A 14,312-nucleotide genomic window follows, 5' to 3' on the forward strand; every position below is an offset into this window, starting at 1 on the left:
TCGGTTTTGGCCGCGCTGACGTTACCCGTCCGCGCGTCATCCGGCGGCGGTTCTACACCTTGCTGCCGAACCCGGCCGGCGCCTCGCCGATCACGCCGTCGGCCGCCAGTTGCTCGATGTCGTGCTCGTCGAGACCGATCGCCGTGAACACGTCGCGGTTGTGCTCGCCGAGCAGCGGCGCCGGGCTGCGGTGGTAGCGCAGCGGGCCCAGTGAGAAGCGGGCCGGCACGGTGCTGTGCGGGGCCTCGTCGTTCACCGGATGGCCCACCGGCTCGAAGAAGCGCCGATGCGCCAGCTGCGGTATCTCGGTCTGCCGGTGCGGCTGCAGCACCTTGGCCACCGGCACCCCGGCCGCCCACAGCGTGTCGACGATCTCGTCGGCGCTGCGCGTCGCACACCACGGCGACAGCTGCGCGTCGATCTCGTCGTGCCGCGCCCGCCTGCCCGCTGCCGACGCCAGGTCGGTGTCGGCCGTCCACGCCGGGTGCCCGAGGGCGTCGACGAGCCCCGCCCACTGCTCGTCGGTGGCGACGGCGATCGCCACCCAGCTGTCGAGGCGTCCGAACTCGTCGATGTCGGCGGTGAGGTAGCAGTTCTGCGGCGCCGCCGCCGGGCCGCGGTTGCCGTCGCGCTGCAGCAGCGCGCCGTACGCGCTGTGCTCGATGACCTGCTCGGCCGCGATCGCCAGCGCGGCGTCGACCATCGCGGCCTCGACGAGCGTGCCCTCGCCGGTGCGCCGCCGGTGTTCGAGCGCCAGCAGCACGCCGACGAGCGCGTGGATGCCGGCGTTCGGATCGCCGAGCGAGTACGGCTCGTAGGGCAGCCGGTCGGGGTAGCCCGTGAGCCAGCTGATGCCGGCCGCCGCCTCGATGACGTAGGCGAACGCGGGGTTGTCGCGCCACGGGCCGTCGAGCCCGAAGCCGGGCATCCGCACCATCACCGCGTCGGGCCGCAGTGCGGTGACCGCGGCGAAGTCGAGCCCGAGCTGGTCGAGTACGCGCGGCGTGAAGTTCTCGACGATCACGTCGCAGGTGGTGATCAACCGCGAGAGCACGTCGCGGCCGGCGGGGCGCTGCAGGTCGAGGGTGATGCCGCGCTTGTCGGTGTTGAGCCCGGAGAAGATCGGCGAGCGCTCCCACCACTGCGGCACGTCGACCGGCACGCCGGCGATCAACCGGGTGCCGTCCGGGCGCCGGGCCGACTCGACGTGGATCACATCGGCGCCGAGCATCGCCATCAGGTGCGTGCACGACGGCCCCGCCCAAAAGGTCGTCATGTCGAGCACCCGGACGCCGGCCAGCGGCAGCCGCTCCCCCCGCGAAACCGCATTCCCGGTTGCTTGTGCCGCCGATTCACGACCGGGAATGCGGTTTCGCGGGTACTGGGCGGTGTGTTCGCCGAGCGCCGGGGCGAGCCGCGGGCCGTGCAGCCGGGCGCCGGCGATGCGATACGGCGGGCCGGGCTGCCGGAAGCCCGCGGGGTGGTCGACGAAGGACCCGCGCTCGCGGTAGTGGTCGAGCGTGTCGACGTTGGCGCCGTTCGCGACCGGGGCGTTCGGGATGCGGAACGCCGACGCCAGCTCGCGGATCTCGTCGCTGGGGTGCTCGGCGAACCACGCGTAGATCTCGTCGGCCTTCGCGGTGGCCTGCTCGGTGATGGTGAGCGTTGACTCCTCGTCGATCCACTCGTCGTGGCCGAGCATCGCGCACAGGTCGAACCACTGCTGCGCCGTGCCGCAGCCGACGTCGACCAGCCCGTCGGCGGCCTGCGCCACGCCCGGCACGGTGACCTTGCGCGCGGTGCGCCACGGCCGGCCGAGCATCTCGAAGAACGTCACCGGGTAGTAGGTGAGCCCGAGGATCGACGTCTCCAGCATCGACAGGTCGATCAGCTCACCGCGGCCGTCGGCGAGCGCGCCGGCCCGCGAGGCCAGCGTGAGCGCCGCAGCGTAGGCGCCCGCCAGGTATTCGCCGACCTGGCCGCCGACGTGCACCGGCGCGCGGTCCGGCGCGCCGCGGCCCAGCCCGACGATGCCGCCCGACCATGCCTGCAGCGTGAACTCGGTGGCGGGCCGCCCGGCCCACGGCCCCTCGAGCCCGAACGGCGTGATCGCGGTGACGACGAGGTGCGGGTGGCGGCGGTGGATCTGCGCCGGCCGCAGCGCATCCGCCTCGGCGAGCGGCGATCCGGGCGACCACACCACCGCGTCGGCGCCGGCGAGCAGCGCGTCGACGTGCTCGACGTGCTCGGCGACCACACTGTGCTTCCCGCCGCACAGGTAGCCGAACAGCGCGCCGTCGCCGTCGAGCTCGGCGCCCGATGCCGACCATCGCCGGAGCGGATCGCCGTGCGGCCCTTCGACCTTGATCACCTCGGCGCCGCCGTCGCCGAGCAGCTTGGTGCAGTACGCGCCGGCGATACCGGTGGCCAGCTCGACGACGGTGTAGCCGTCCAGCGGCGCAGCACTCACTCCGGATCGTTCCTTCTCGACTTGCTCAACCGGAACTCCGGCGGAAAGCGCGCGTCGTTGTCGTTGACCGCGTCGGCGAGCCCGGCGTCGATCGCGTCGCCGAGCATGAAGTCGTCGGCATCGGGCCGCACCGTCGACCCCAGCGATTCGAACACCGCCGACAGCAGGCTGCCCAGGTATTCGCCCTGGAACTGCTTGACGACCTCGAAGAACATCTTCTGCTGGAAGACGCTGTCGGTCGGGCGGTTTCGGGCGCACGCCGACGCATACTTGGCCACCTCGGCCTCCAACTGCTCGCGTGCGACGACCTTGTTGACGAAGTTGCACGCGAGCATCTCGGCGGCGGTGAACGGCCTGCCGGTGAACACCATCTCCTGAAACGGCCGCAGGCCCATCGTGAGCACCCAGGTCCACATCCGCGGACCCCAGCCGTAGTAGCGGAACGACGGGTGGCCGAACAGCGCGTCGTCGCTCGAGATCACCAGGTCGGCGTCGGCGCACTGGTAGAAGTGCCAGCCGTAGCAGTAGCCCTTGGCCTCGACGATGGTGATCTTCTTGCACTCCTGCAGCGCCCGGTTGCCGGCGGCCACATTGGCGTACCAGGCGCCCATCGTCGCGCCGTGCCGGAACGATCCCTTCGGCGGGTAGGTCACGTCCGGGTCGTCGATGCGCAGCTCGGCGAGGCGGTCGGCGTCGGTGCCGGCCATGAACTCCGGCAGGTCGGCGCCGCTGCCCAGGTCGTCGCCGACGCCGCGGATCACCACCACCTTGACGTCGTCGTCGACGGTCGCGCCGCGCAGCAGGTCGGCGTAGCGCAGCCGGGCCGCCGACGTCGGCGCATTGAGCTGGTCGGGCCGGTCGAACGTGATGGTGGCGATCTTGGTCTTCGGATCCTTGGCGTAGCGGACGATCTCCTCGGGCGGCGGGCTGTCAGCGGCCATCGTCAGGCGTCAGCCGCGGCGGCCATGACGTCGGGGGTGAGCACTTCGGGTCCGTCGTCGCCGATCAGCACCGCCTCGCGGGTGAACACCGCGCCGACCCCGTGCTGCCACACGTAGCCCGTCACCGCCAGCACCATGCCGGGCTCCAGTCGCTCCTGCGCGCAGGTGGCCGGCAGGTCCGCCGACACCACCGGCGGGTCGAAGCCCAGCCCGAGCCCGTGCGCGACGGGCGTCGCCGGCAGCGGCTCGCCGGCGGCCTCGTACGCGGCGAGCAGGTCGGCGGCCGGCGCACCGGGGCGGCAGGCGCGTAACAGCTGCGCCCACAGCGCCTCGGAACGCCGGAACAGCGCCTCGGCGCCCGCCACCTCGCCGACCGCAAAGGTGCGGCCCACTTCGCCGACGTAGCCGTCGGCCAGCGCGCCCGCGGCGAAGGCCACCAAATCGCCCTCGGCCACCTGGCGCGTCGCCGCCGAACGCCGCCACGGGTGGTCCTTCGGCGTGATCCAGGCGCCGTCCTGGGTGGCCGGGGTGGTGACGCCGCCGGCGGCCATCGATTCGAGCAGCGCACCGGTGAGGGTCTGCTCGCCGACCCCCGGCGCCAGCTCCGAGCGGGCCGCGGCGAGCGCGCGCTCCGCGACGGCGAGCGCGCCGCGCAGCACGGCGATCTCCGCGGGCGTCTTGACGCGCCGGGCCGCCCGCAGCGCCGGTTCGGCGTCGACGATCTCGGCGTTCGGGAACGCCATCGGCAGCAGCTTCGCGAATGTCGGTGTGAGCGAATCGGTTCCGACCCGCGTGGCGTCGGCGGCACCGGGCAGCGCCTTGAGCACCTCGATGAGCGTCATCGGGTTCCACGCCAGCCCGTACAGGTGGTCGTGGGCGATCTCGTCGGGGATGCCCTCGTCCCAGGTGCTGTTGAGGTGGATCTCGCCGGTCGCCCGGACGACCTCGCAGATCGGGCCGAACGGCCGCGTCCCGGCGACCCACAGCTGCGGCGCGCCGGTGACGTAGCGGACGTTGGCCTGCCGGCCCAGCACCAGGATGTCGATGTCCTCGGCCGCCATGTGCGCCAGCGCCCGCTCGCGGCGGCTGCTGCGCAGTTCCTTGGCGTCGGGCAGGATTTCGAGCGCCATCACCGGGTCCCGTACGGGGCGTAGGGGTAGTCGGTGATGGAGGTGTAGCCGTCCTGCGTGATCACCACGATCTCCTCGCTTCGGTAGCCGCCGGTGCCGTCCTCCCAGACCACCGGCTCCAGCACCAGCAGCATGCCGGCCGGGAACACGAAGTTGTCGTCGAACTCCGCCCCGAGGTCGGTGCCGATCATCGGCATCTCGGCGGCGTTGGTGCCGATGCCGTGGCCCAGGTAGAAGTGCGGCAGCCACGGCTTGGTGCCGCCGTTGGCGGCGATCGCCGCGCGCGCCAGGTCACCGCAGGTGGCGCCGGCGCGCGTCACGCCGAGCACCGCGTCCAGGATCGCGCGCCAGCGCTCGAACTGCGCCTGTTGCCGGTCGGTGACCTCGTCGCCGACGACCCAGGTCCGGCCGAAGTCCGAGCAGTAGCCCCGGTAGGTGATGCTGACGTCGGTCCACAGCACGTCGCCGCGCTGCAGCTCCCGCTCGGTGGTCAGCAGCGGCAGCGCCAGGTCCCCGGTGGTGGTCCAGGTGCCCTCCGCCTTGGTGCGCGGCATCACCTGCCAGATGGCCTCCAGCATGTTTGCCGTCGCGCCGAGTTCGAAGGCGCGCCGGACGAAGTGGGCGGACAGGTCGACCTGCCGCACGCCGGGCGCCAGCGACGCCTGCACGTCGGTAACGGCCTCCTCGGTGATCCGGCACGCCCGCCGGACGCACGCGATCTGATCGGCGGTCTTCACCAGCTTCGCCGGCCCCACCACCTGCGCCGCGTCCGTCGGCTCGCCCGCCGGGAACAGCCGGCTGCCGGCGCGTCGCATCGCGCCGGTCAGCTCGTCGACGGCCACCGCGGCGCCCGCGGGCAGCAGGTCGGCCAGCACGCGGGCCAGCCGGTCGACGCCCTCGTCGAACTCCAGGTACAGCGGCGGGTGCACGTGATCGGCGGGCACCTCGATCTCCGACGCCGAACCTTCGCGCAGCGGCATGAACAGGTGTGGGTGCTCGTCGTCGGCCACCACGATCGCCACCGGCCGCTCGACGTGGCTCAGCCCCGCGTCGAGCAGCGGCCAGCTGACGCCGGTGGCGTAGACGACGTTGCCGTTGCCCAGCAGCACCAGGGCGTCGATGCCGCTGTCGCGCATGCTGTTCCGGAGCCGGGCACCGCATTCGCGGTACATGCGGGCGCTGTCGGGTTGATCGGGGATGTCGGCGGCGCTCGTCACCGCCGGGGCGAACGTCGTCACAGGCCCAGGAACTTCGTGACGTTGCCGCTCACGATCTTCGCCGCGTTCTCGGGGCCGACCGCCTCGACCACGGTGGCGATCGACTTCTCGGAGTAGCCGAACGTCGACTCGTTGTGTGGGTAGTCGCTCGACCACATCACGTTGTCGACGCCGATGTCGTCGATCAGCCGCAGGCCCAGCGGGTCCACCATGAACGACGCGCTCATGTGGTGGTCCCAGTAGTGCCGGACCGGATGCGCCAGTTCGTGATTGAACATGTGGCGGTAGGAGGCGAGCATGTGCTCGGCGTCCTGCAGCGCGGTCGGCACCCAGGCGATGCCGCCCTCGAACCAGCCGATCGTGAGGCTGGGATGCCGGTCGAGGATGCCGGAGAACACGTACTTGGCGAACTGCTCGCGGAACGAGTCGACGTTGACCATCATGCCGACGACGACGCTGTTGTTCTCGCACGGCGTCTTCGGCGGGGTCTCACCGATGTGGTGGCTGACCGGCAGGCCCGCCGCTTCGATCTCGTCCCACACCGCGTCCATCGCGGCGCTGCCGTAGTCGTAGATGTTGCCGTCGTCGTCCTTGCCCGGATTCAGCGGCAGCAAGAACGTCTTGAGGCCCAGCGACTTCAGCTCGGCGAGCGTGTCGCGGGTGCCTTTGGGATCCCACCAGTTGATCAGCCCGACGCCGTAGAAGTGGCCGTTCGAGCGCTCCTGCAGATCGGCGATGTGCTCGTTGTAGATGCGGAACACCCGCTCGCGCAACGCCTTGTCCGGGTAGTGGAACAGGGCCAGCACGGCGTTCGGGAACGCCAACTCCTTGTCGATGCCGTCCTCGGCGAGTTCCCGGATGCGGGCCTCGATGTTGTTCGACGCGGCGCCGGCGAGGTCGTCGTACTGCATGAGGACGCGGCCGAAGTCGCCGCCCGTCCACGCCTTGCCCTTCATGCCGACCATGTACGCGCCGTCCTCGTACCAGATGCGTGGCGCGGCGCCCTTGAGCTCGTCGGGGAAGCGCTCGTAGAAGATGTCGTCTGCGACCGAGATGTGGTTGTCGGCGGAGAACACCACGGTGCCGGCAGGCAGCCCGGTGGTGGATTCGGCGGCATGGCCGCGACGGAACTTGGGCGCGCCGAACCCCTCCGGGGGATAGAGGCTGGCGATCGTCGGTGTCGACATGGTGGGTACTCCAATCGGGCTGTGGGCTTCTGGGAAGGTTCGGGCTACCAGGTGACGGGGAGTTCGTAGACGCCGTAGGCGAGGCGGTCGTGTTTGAACGGGACCTCCTCGACCGGAACGGCCAGGCGCAGGGTCGGGATGCGGCGCAGCAGCGTGTGGAAGACGATCTGCAGCTCGGCGCGGGCCAGCTGCTGACCGACGCACTGGTGGCGGCCGTAACCGAAGCCCAGCTGCGGGGCGTCGGACCGGGTGAGGTCGAGCCGGTCGGGCTGCGGGAAGGCGTTCGGGTCCCAGTTCGCCGGTGAGAGGTCGATGATGATGCCGTCGCCGGCGCGGATCACCTCGCCGTCGATCTCGATGTCGGCCAGCGCGACGCGCCGCTGGCCGTTCTGGATGATCGACAGGTAGCGCATCAGCTCCTCGACCGCGGCGGCGATCACCTTCGGGTCGTCGGTGTCGCGCAGCACGGCCGCCTGCTGCGGGTTCTCCAGCAGCGCGAGCACGCCGATGCCGATCATGTTGGCGGTGGTCTCGTGGCCGGCGATGAGCAGGCCGGTGCCCAGCTGGGCGGCCTCGCGGACGTCGATCTCGCCGGCCTTGACGCGTTCGGCGAGGTCGGAGACGGCGTCCTGGGCGGGCTCGGCCATCTTCTTCTCGACCAGGTCCATCAGGTACTTCGCCAGCCCCATGCCCTTGGTCATGTTGTCCTCGGCCTTGGCGTAGCGGTCGAGGCCGATGTTGGCGTGGTGCTGGAAGAAGTCGGCGTCCTCATACGGCACGCCCAGCATCTCGCTGATCACCAGCGACGGCACCGGCAGCGCCAGCGCGGTCACCAGCTCGGCGGGCTGCGGGCCGGCGAGGATGGCGTCGATGTGGTCGTCGGTGATCTGCTGGATCGCCGGCCGCAGGTTCTCCACCCGCCGGTAGGTGAACGGCTTGGACAGCATCCGGCGGAACCGGGTGTGCTCCTCGGCGTCGGAGGTGAACACCGAGCGCGGCCGCTTGTGCACCGTCGAGGCCATCATCTCGTTCCAGTGCGGGAAGCCGGGCTGCCGGTCGTCCACGCTGACCCGGGGGTCGGCGAACAGGGTGCGCGCCGTCTCGTAGCCGGTGACGAGCCACGGGGTGCTGCCGTTCCAGATCCGGACCCGCGAGAGCGGCCGCCGCGCCGCGAGCGCCATGACACCCGGCGGCGGCGCGAACGGGCAGCGCGCGTCGCGCTCCATCGGATACTCCGGGAGCTGCTCGCCGACGGTGGGCTCGGTTACCAGGGTGTCGCTCATGCGCTCGTCAGTCCTCGAGGTAGATGGCCTGGGCGGGGCAGGCCGCGGCGGCCCGCCGGGTGTCGTCCTCGGCGTCGGCGGCGGGGCTGGGGTTCAGCAACACCACCACGCCGTCCTCGTCGCGCTGGTCGAACACCTCGGCGGCATGTCCGACGCACATGCCCGACGACACGCACTTGTCCTGATCGACAACGACTTTCATGTGCTCTCCTGCCTCAGGCGGTCACCGGCGCCAGCCACAGGCCGACGATCGCGTCGATGAGCCCGGCGCCCGCGGCCGCCCAGCTCGACCGCGGCACCGCCTGCCCCTGCGCCAGCCCGCGCTCGCGGTCGGCGCAGGTGTGCATCAGCAGATTGCGGCCCATGATGTTGCGCTCGGCGATCACGTCGGGTGGCAGCTCCGGCAGGCAACCGCTGATGCCGTTGATGACCTCCACGAGCGACGGTGAGGACAGCGCATCGCGGACCACCATGCTGTGGTGAGCCGGGTCCGTCATCACCTGCGCGGCGAACCGGGCGTACCAGGTCGGGTTGCCGAGTTGCTCCAGGTGGTCGGTCAGCGGGCACACCAGGCACGCCACCCAGTCGCGCATGTCCGGCGCGGGCCCCAGCTCGGCGACCATGGCCTCCCGGACGCGTTCGATCGGCACCCGGTGCCGGCGCTCGATGGCCCGCACCAGGTCGGTCTTCGTGCCGAAGTGGTAGCCGACGGCGGCGTTGTTGCCCTGGCCGGCGGCCTCGCTGACTTGGCGGTTGGACACCGCGGTGACGCCGTGCTCGGCGAAGAGCCGCTCGGCGGCCGTCAGGATCGCCTCACGGGTGCCGTTGACCCGCTCGGCGCGGGCGGACCGGGCTGTGGTCACGGTCACAGTCAACGGCACCGCCGCGTTTAAGTCAAGTGACTGACTCGACGCGGCGCGGGCGCTGCCCCGCGGCGTTCGCGGCCCGCATGCACCGGCTGCGCCGCCATTCCCGCTGCAGCCGCAGCAGCGCCGGCAGCGGACCGGCCGGATGCGGCTCGCCGAACTGGACGATCAGCGTCGCGCGCGTGAGGTTCGGCGCGCAGCGCAGGTTGCCGTGGAAGGTGCGATATCCCCAGAACAGGTAGGCGTTTCCCGGCTCGAGGTCGACGACGTACCGGTCGGGGTCCGCCAGCGCGCGTTCCACCGCCCGACGCCGGGTCCAGCCGTTCTGCGCGCGCAGTTTGTCCGCGATGTGCACGGTGAGCGATTGCCGGAACGGCCGCTGGTTGGGGAACAGCATCAACTCGCCGTGCCGGCCGCGCTCGCCCTCCGGGATGATGATCGGGACGACGATCGTGACGATGCTGGCGTCGTAGTGCAGCAGCAGCGGCTTTTCCTGGGGCAGCGGGCCGGCCAGCACCCGCAGGCACGGCGGCAGTGGTCGCAGCCGCCCGGATCGGGGTAGCCGCTGCGCGGCGACGTCGGAGAGCAGTCGCCACACCGACGGCTCGATGCGGACTCCCGGCGACTCCGCGAAGGCCGCGCCGTCGCCGCCGCCGAACGCGACGAAACCGTTGCCGCCCCGCGCGCCGATGCTGTCCAGCACACTGCTGCGCGCCGCGGCAAGCCACTCGTCGGGCACGGCGCCGGTCAGGCAGACCACCCCGTCGCGGTCGAGCAGTTCGGCCAGTTGGCCGGCTGACGGAAGTTCGCCAGGTTCAAGCGTGAGCACAATGCCTCCCCTGCATCGACGTCGGAGTTGTATTCAAACCACGCCGTCGAAGAGTTGTAAAGCCGCCGCCGAAGCAAAGCCGAACGGGCGATACCGAACGTCGTAACTGCTGGGTTTCGGGAAACGGATGGCAACATCAGCCACGCCACAACTATGCCGCTAAAACGGCACTTTATGCCCCTCGACGGCAACAAAGTGGCAAAGGTTTTTGAGTTTGCCGACGGCCAAGTATTTTCATCGGCGGCAATCTTGCGACGCGGCGCGCCCCGGCGCGGCAGCGCGTCGGCGCGGCGACCGACGGGCCGTCGGGCGAGGTGCTACGACGGTTTGCGCGCGAGCACCTTGCCGGCCACGGTACCGCCGTCGATCGGCAGCACGATGCCGGTGACGTAGCGCGACCGGTCGCTCACCAGATAGAGCGCCGCCTCGGCGACGTCTTCGACCGTGCCCTCGCGCTTGAGCGGCCGGTCGGCCCGCATCTGCGCCCGGATCGCCGCCTCGAATTTCTCCAACCGCTGCAGGTCCTCGCCCGCCGCCGACTTGCGCACGATCGCGGTCCGGATGTTGCCCGGGGCGATCGCGTTGACGCGGATCTCCCAGTGCGCCAGCTCGATGGCGGCCGACTTCGTGAACTGGATGACCGCGGCCTTGGAGGCGCGGTAGGCCATCACCCCGCCGCCGGCCTGGATGCCGCCGATCGAGGTGATGTTGAGGATGGCGCCGCCGCCGTGGTCCACCATGTGGCGGGCGGCGTCGCGGGTGCCCGCCATGACGGCCTTGAGGTTGACGGCCATCACCCGCTCGAAGTCGGCGAGGTCGTCGTCGAGGAACGAGCGGTGCATCTTGCTGCCGATGCCCGCGTTGTTCACCATCACGTGCAGGCCGCCGAACCGTTCCACCGCGGTCTCGACCAGTGCGCTCACCTGCGCGACGTCGGACACGTCGGCCGCCACGAAATGCGCGCGGCCGCCGAGCTCGTCGGCCAGCGCCGCGCCGCGCTCGGCGTCCACGTCCCCGAGCACCACGGTCGCCCCTTCGGCGACGAACCGCCGCACCAGTCCCTCCCCCAGCCCGGATGCGCCGCCGGTGACGATCGCGACCCGTCCCGCCAGGTCGCCCATCGCTTCGCCGTCCGTCACGCCGACACCTTTCGTTGCGCCGATATCTCTGCCAGAAAGCCGAGCAGCAACTCGTTGACCGCGTCCGGCGCTTCGAGCTGCGGGCAGTGGCCCGCGCCGTCGACGACGGCGTAGCGCGCGCCCGCGATCCGCCCGGCGATGTCGGCCGCCCAGCCGCGGGGCAGCAGCTTGTCGGCCGCACCCTCGACGAGCAACGCCGGCACCCCGACGCGCTCGTAGGCGCGGTCGCTCGAGGGCAACGGGGGCGGCGGTGCGCCGGGCCGGCGAAACCTGGCCGCCGCCAACGCTTCCCAGGCACCGGGCGCGATGCTCTGCTCGTAGCGGCGCCGCACATAGGCGTCGTCGGCCGCCACCGCCGGGTCGGCGAACAGCGCCGCGACGATGCGCCGCATCCCGTCGACGGTGGCGTCGTAGTCGTAGAGCGCGGCGGAATGCTCGTTGCGCTGGATCTCACCGCCGCCGCAGATCGCGACCAGGCTGCGGGCGGGCAGCTCCGGCCGCTCCGACGTGGCGTCCACCAGCAGGTTGACGGCGCCCATCGAGTTGCCGATGATGTGCGCCGACGTCACGCCGAGCAGCGCGCAGAACCGCGCGAGGTGCCGGATCCGTAGGCCGCGGCCGTCGGTGAAGTCGACCACCTTGGCCGACCGACCGAAGCCGAGCATGTCGGGCGCGAGCACGCGGTAGCGGGTGGCCAGCGCGGCGATCGTGTGTTCCCAGCCGAGTTCGGCGCCCGCGCCGAACTCGCCGCCGTGCAACAGCAGGACCGGATCCCCGGCGCCGGCCTCCAGGTAGGAGGTCCGCAGCCCGTCGACGACCAGTTCCTGCCTCCGCCACCCCGTCATCGGGACGCGCCGCCGGCGAAGGACACCACCTGCGCCGCCAGCAGGTCGAGCTGCGTGCGCACGCCCTCGTCGACCAGCGCGCCGTCGTCGCCCCAGATCTGGTCGGCGGAGTTGATCGCGACCCCGAGCGGCGTGGGCCAGGCCCGCAGCGCGTGACCGATCACCCGCAGCTGGCTGAGCGTGCCGACGGCGGCCTGCCAGCCGTAGGCACAGCTGATGCAGCCCCAGGGCTGGTTGTCCAGGTACACCCGCGAGTCCTGCCGCAGGTCCTCGATGTAGTCGAGCGCGTTCTTCACCAGCCCGGACACGCCGCCGTGGTAGCCGGGCGACGCGACGATCACCGCGTCGGCGCTGCGCAGCGCCTCGATCAACGCGACGGCCCTGGGGGTGCGGGCGGGCTCGTCCTGGTTGTACATCGGCAGGTCGATGTCGGCGCCGCCGAAGAACCGGATGCGGCCCCCGCGCCGGGTGACCGCGTCGAGGCAGAGCCGCAGCGCCTTCTCCGTGCTGGAGTTCGCACGCAGCGTGCCGCCGATGCCGACGACCAGCGGTCCGCCGGAGCTGTTGTCGGACATGGCGCTACCTCCTCACTTGATGGCGATGGGGTTCACCGGACTGCCGACCGCGCCGGTCACCCGCAGCGGCGGGGCGACGAGCTGGAACTCGTAGACGCCGTCGGCGGCGCAGTCCTCGGCGAGCGCCGTCAGGTCCCAGTACTCGCCGAGCATCAGTCCCATGTCGCGCAGGCACAGCATGTGCATCGGCAAGATGGTGCCCTCCACCCCCGACACCGGGTTCTCGACCATGAGGTTGTCGGCGGCCACCGCCGCGACCTGGTGGTCGTGCAGCCACGACGCGCAGGTCCAGTCGAGCCCCGCGCCGGGCTCGGTGCCGTCGCCGGTCTGCAGGAAGCGGGCCCACCAGCCGGTGCGGACGAGCACGATGTCCCCGCTGCGGACGGTGACGCCCTGGCGGCGGGCGGCCTCGTCGAGCTCCGCGGGCGTGATCGGCTCGCCGAGCTCACAGAACACCTCGACGCCGCGCAAGCGGACGATGTCGAGCAGCACCGCGCGCGAGGTGATGCCCGCGACGTCGACCTTGTCGATGCCGCAGTAGTAGGCGCCGAGGCTGGTCACCGAGTCCGCCGGGAAGCCGTTGTAGAGCTTCTCGTCGTAGTAGACGTGGCTCAGCGCGTCCCACTGCGTGGCGGCCTGCAGCGGCATGATGATCATGTCGTCGTTGAAGCGCATCGGGCCGGCCTGCGAGTAGCCGGACAGCTGCACCGCGGTCAGGTTGCGCAGCCACGTCGGGCCGTATTCCAGCAGCGTGCGGTCGTCGCCGCCGTCGATCGTCATCACGTGCATCGGGTTGGGCCGGTAGTGGAAGGCGCCCTGCGGTCCCGACGATCCGAAGTCGACGCCCAGCGGGAACACCTTGCCGTGCCGGACCAGGCTCGCCGCCTCGGCCACCTTGTCGGCGGTGATGAGGTTCAGCGTGCCGAGCTCGTCGGCGTCGCCCCAGCGACCCCAGTTCCGCACGTCGTCGGCGACCTTGCGGAAGTCCGCCATCGTGGCCATGTGTCACGCTCCTGTCAGGGCGAGTTGCGCGGCGACGCGGGCCGCGGAGATGCCGCCGTCGACCCACACCACCTGTCCGGTGAGGTAGCTCGCGGCCCGGCCGGCGAGGAACACCAGCACGCTGGTCTGCTCCTCGGGCTCCGACGAGCGCCCCAGCGGGCTGGTGAAGCCGTCGAGGTATTCCTGACCGTAGGCGCTGCGCAGCTGGTCGAGGATCGGGGTGTCGGTGACGCCGGGCGCGGTGCAGTTGATGCGAATGCCCCGCGCCCCCAACGGTTCGGCCTGCGCCATCGTCCAGAGGATGAGCGCCTCCTTGCTGAGCCGGTAGCCGCCGTCGGCGAGCGCCTCGGGGTGTTCCCGGCACCACGCGAGCCCCGCGCCGAAGCCGGCGGTGCGCACCAGACCGGCGGTCACCGGCAGGTTCTCCCGGTACGCCGCGGCCGCCAGCGAGGACACGCTGACGATCGCCGACCCCGCCGACATCCGCGGCAGCACCGCCTCGGTGAGGTGCCGCGTGCCCAGGAAGTTGATCGTCGCGACCAGCAGCGGATCGCCGATCCCCGAGGACACCCCGGCGACGTTGCACAGCACGTCGACGCGGGCCGGCAGGCCCGCCACCGCGGCGTCGATGGTGGCCGGGTCGGCGAGGTCCACCGCCGAGAAGCCGGCGAGCGGCGCGGCCGGCGGCCGCAGGTCGAGGCCGAACACCTCCGCCCCGAGCCCCGACAGCTGTGCGGCGACGCTCGCCCCGATCCCCGACGAACAGCCGGTGACGACGACGCGCCGGCCGTCGAACCGCAGCAGCTCCGGCAGGGACGGCATCCGACC

14 protein-coding genes are annotated in these 14,312 nt (G+C 71.5%); all 14 read right to left on the bottom strand.

Annotated elements, in window-relative coordinates:
- Nucleotides 1-52: 52 nt before the first annotated feature.
- The 14 genes from LV457_RS18135 to LV457_RS18200 all read right to left on the bottom strand — a co-directional run bounded on the left by LV457_RS18135 (nucleotide 53) and on the right by LV457_RS18200 (nucleotide 14,306).
- A complete protein-coding gene (locus LV457_RS18135) occupies nucleotides 53-2,470 on the bottom strand; it encodes a CoA transferase (RefSeq protein WP_232172923.1) in 2,418 nt (805 codons plus the stop codon).
- Nucleotides 2,467-3,411: an enoyl-CoA hydratase/isomerase family protein gene (locus LV457_RS18140; protein ID WP_232172924.1), complete on the bottom strand. Its 945-nt coding sequence runs from the start codon at nucleotides 3,409-3,411 to the stop codon at nucleotides 2,467-2,469. Before LV457_RS18140 ends, LV457_RS18135 begins: the two co-directional genes overlap by 4 nt.
- A 2-nt stretch (nucleotides 3,412-3,413) precedes the next feature.
- The gene (locus tag LV457_RS18145; protein WP_232172925.1) at nucleotides 3,414-4,541 is read right to left on the bottom strand and encodes a Xaa-Pro peptidase family protein; all 1,128 of its coding nucleotides are present in this window, start codon (nucleotides 4,539-4,541) and stop codon (nucleotides 3,414-3,416) included.
- Entirely contained in the window at nucleotides 4,541-5,779 is a 1,239-nt protein-coding gene (locus tag LV457_RS18150) for a Xaa-Pro peptidase family protein (RefSeq protein ID WP_232172926.1), read from the bottom strand. The genes LV457_RS18145 and LV457_RS18150 overlap by 1 nt, the downstream gene beginning before the upstream one ends.
- A complete protein-coding gene (locus LV457_RS18155; RefSeq protein ID WP_232172927.1) occupies nucleotides 5,776-6,945 on the bottom strand; it encodes an amidohydrolase family protein in 1,170 nt (389 codons plus the stop codon). The genes LV457_RS18150 and LV457_RS18155 overlap by 4 nt, the downstream gene beginning before the upstream one ends.
- Nucleotides 6,946-6,989: 44 nt before the next feature.
- Nucleotides 6,990-8,228 carry a cytochrome P450 gene (locus LV457_RS18160; RefSeq protein ID WP_232172928.1) on the bottom strand — a complete coding sequence of 413 codons (1,239 nt, stop codon included), beginning with the start codon at nucleotides 8,226-8,228 and terminating at the stop codon, nucleotides 6,990-6,992.
- 7 nt (nucleotides 8,229-8,235) lie between these two features.
- Nucleotides 8,236-8,430, bottom strand: a complete 195-nt coding sequence (locus LV457_RS18165; protein WP_232172929.1) for a ferredoxin — start codon at nucleotides 8,428-8,430, stop codon at nucleotides 8,236-8,238.
- A 13-nt stretch (nucleotides 8,431-8,443) separates the two neighbouring features.
- Nucleotides 8,444-9,091 (bottom strand): TetR/AcrR family transcriptional regulator, encoded by a 648-nt coding sequence (locus LV457_RS18170; RefSeq protein ID WP_232172931.1) that lies wholly within the window; start codon nucleotides 9,089-9,091, stop codon nucleotides 8,444-8,446.
- 31 nt (nucleotides 9,092-9,122) lie between these two features.
- Nucleotides 9,123-9,923, bottom strand: a complete 801-nt coding sequence (locus LV457_RS18175; protein ID WP_232172932.1) for a hypothetical protein — start codon at nucleotides 9,921-9,923, stop codon at nucleotides 9,123-9,125.
- A gap of 317 nt (nucleotides 9,924-10,240) precedes the next feature.
- Entirely contained in the window at nucleotides 10,241-11,044 is an 804-nt protein-coding gene (locus LV457_RS18180; protein ID WP_232173020.1) for an SDR family NAD(P)-dependent oxidoreductase, read from the bottom strand.
- Nucleotides 11,045-11,058: 14 nt separating this feature from the next.
- Nucleotides 11,059-11,907: an alpha/beta fold hydrolase gene (locus LV457_RS18185; RefSeq protein WP_232172933.1), complete on the bottom strand. Its 849-nt coding sequence runs from the start codon at nucleotides 11,905-11,907 to the stop codon at nucleotides 11,059-11,061.
- On the bottom strand, nucleotides 11,904-12,482 hold the full coding sequence (locus LV457_RS18190) for an NADPH-dependent FMN reductase (RefSeq protein WP_232172934.1): 579 nt from the start codon (nucleotides 12,480-12,482) through the stop codon (nucleotides 11,904-11,906). The genes LV457_RS18185 and LV457_RS18190 overlap by 4 nt, the downstream gene beginning before the upstream one ends.
- A 12-nt stretch (nucleotides 12,483-12,494) precedes the next feature.
- A complete protein-coding gene (locus LV457_RS18195) occupies nucleotides 12,495-13,484 on the bottom strand; it encodes a cyclase family protein (protein ID WP_232172935.1) in 990 nt (329 codons plus the stop codon).
- A gap of 3 nt (nucleotides 13,485-13,487) precedes the next feature.
- Nucleotides 13,488-14,306 (bottom strand): coniferyl-alcohol dehydrogenase, encoded by an 819-nt coding sequence (locus LV457_RS18200; protein ID WP_232172936.1) that lies wholly within the window; start codon nucleotides 14,304-14,306, stop codon nucleotides 13,488-13,490.
- Nucleotides 14,307-14,312: the final 6 nt, after the last annotated feature.

Source organism: Mycobacterium sp. MYCO198283 (genome assembly GCF_021213805.1).
Lineage (GTDB): Bacteria > Actinomycetota > Actinomycetes > Mycobacteriales > Mycobacteriaceae > Mycobacterium.

Bases quoted from the DNA above. Each gene is read 5' to 3' on its own strand.
- LV457_RS18140 (WP_232172924.1), bottom strand. From the start codon at position 3,411: ATGGCCGCTGACAGCCCGCCGCCCGAGGAGATCGTCCGCTACGCCAAG.
- LV457_RS18145 (WP_232172925.1), bottom strand. From the start codon at position 4,541: ATGGCGCTCGAAATCCTGCCCGACGCCAAGGAACTGCGCAGCAGCCGC.
- LV457_RS18155 (WP_232172927.1), bottom strand. From the start codon at position 6,945: ATGTCGACACCGACGATCGCCAGCCTCTATCCCCCGGAGGGGTTCGGC.
- LV457_RS18160 (WP_232172928.1), bottom strand. From the start codon at position 8,228: ATGAGCGACACCCTGGTAACCGAGCCCACCGTCGGCGAGCAGCTCCCG.
- LV457_RS18165 (WP_232172929.1), bottom strand. From the start codon at position 8,430: ATGAAAGTCGTTGTCGATCAGGACAAGTGCGTGTCGTCGGGCATGTGC.
- LV457_RS18180 (WP_232173020.1), bottom strand. From the start codon at position 11,044: ATGGGCGACCTGGCGGGACGGGTCGCGATCGTCACCGGCGGCGCATCC.
- LV457_RS18185 (WP_232172933.1), bottom strand. From the start codon at position 11,907: ATGACGGGGTGGCGGAGGCAGGAACTGGTCGTCGACGGGCTGCGGACC.
- LV457_RS18190 (WP_232172934.1), bottom strand. From the start codon at position 12,482: ATGTCCGACAACAGCTCCGGCGGACCGCTGGTCGTCGGCATCGGCGGC.
- LV457_RS18195 (WP_232172935.1), bottom strand. From the start codon at position 13,484: ATGGCCACGATGGCGGACTTCCGCAAGGTCGCCGACGACGTGCGGAAC.
- LV457_RS18200 (WP_232172936.1), bottom strand. From the start codon at position 14,306: ATGCCGTCCCTGCCGGAGCTGCTGCGGTTCGACGGCCGGCGCGTCGTC.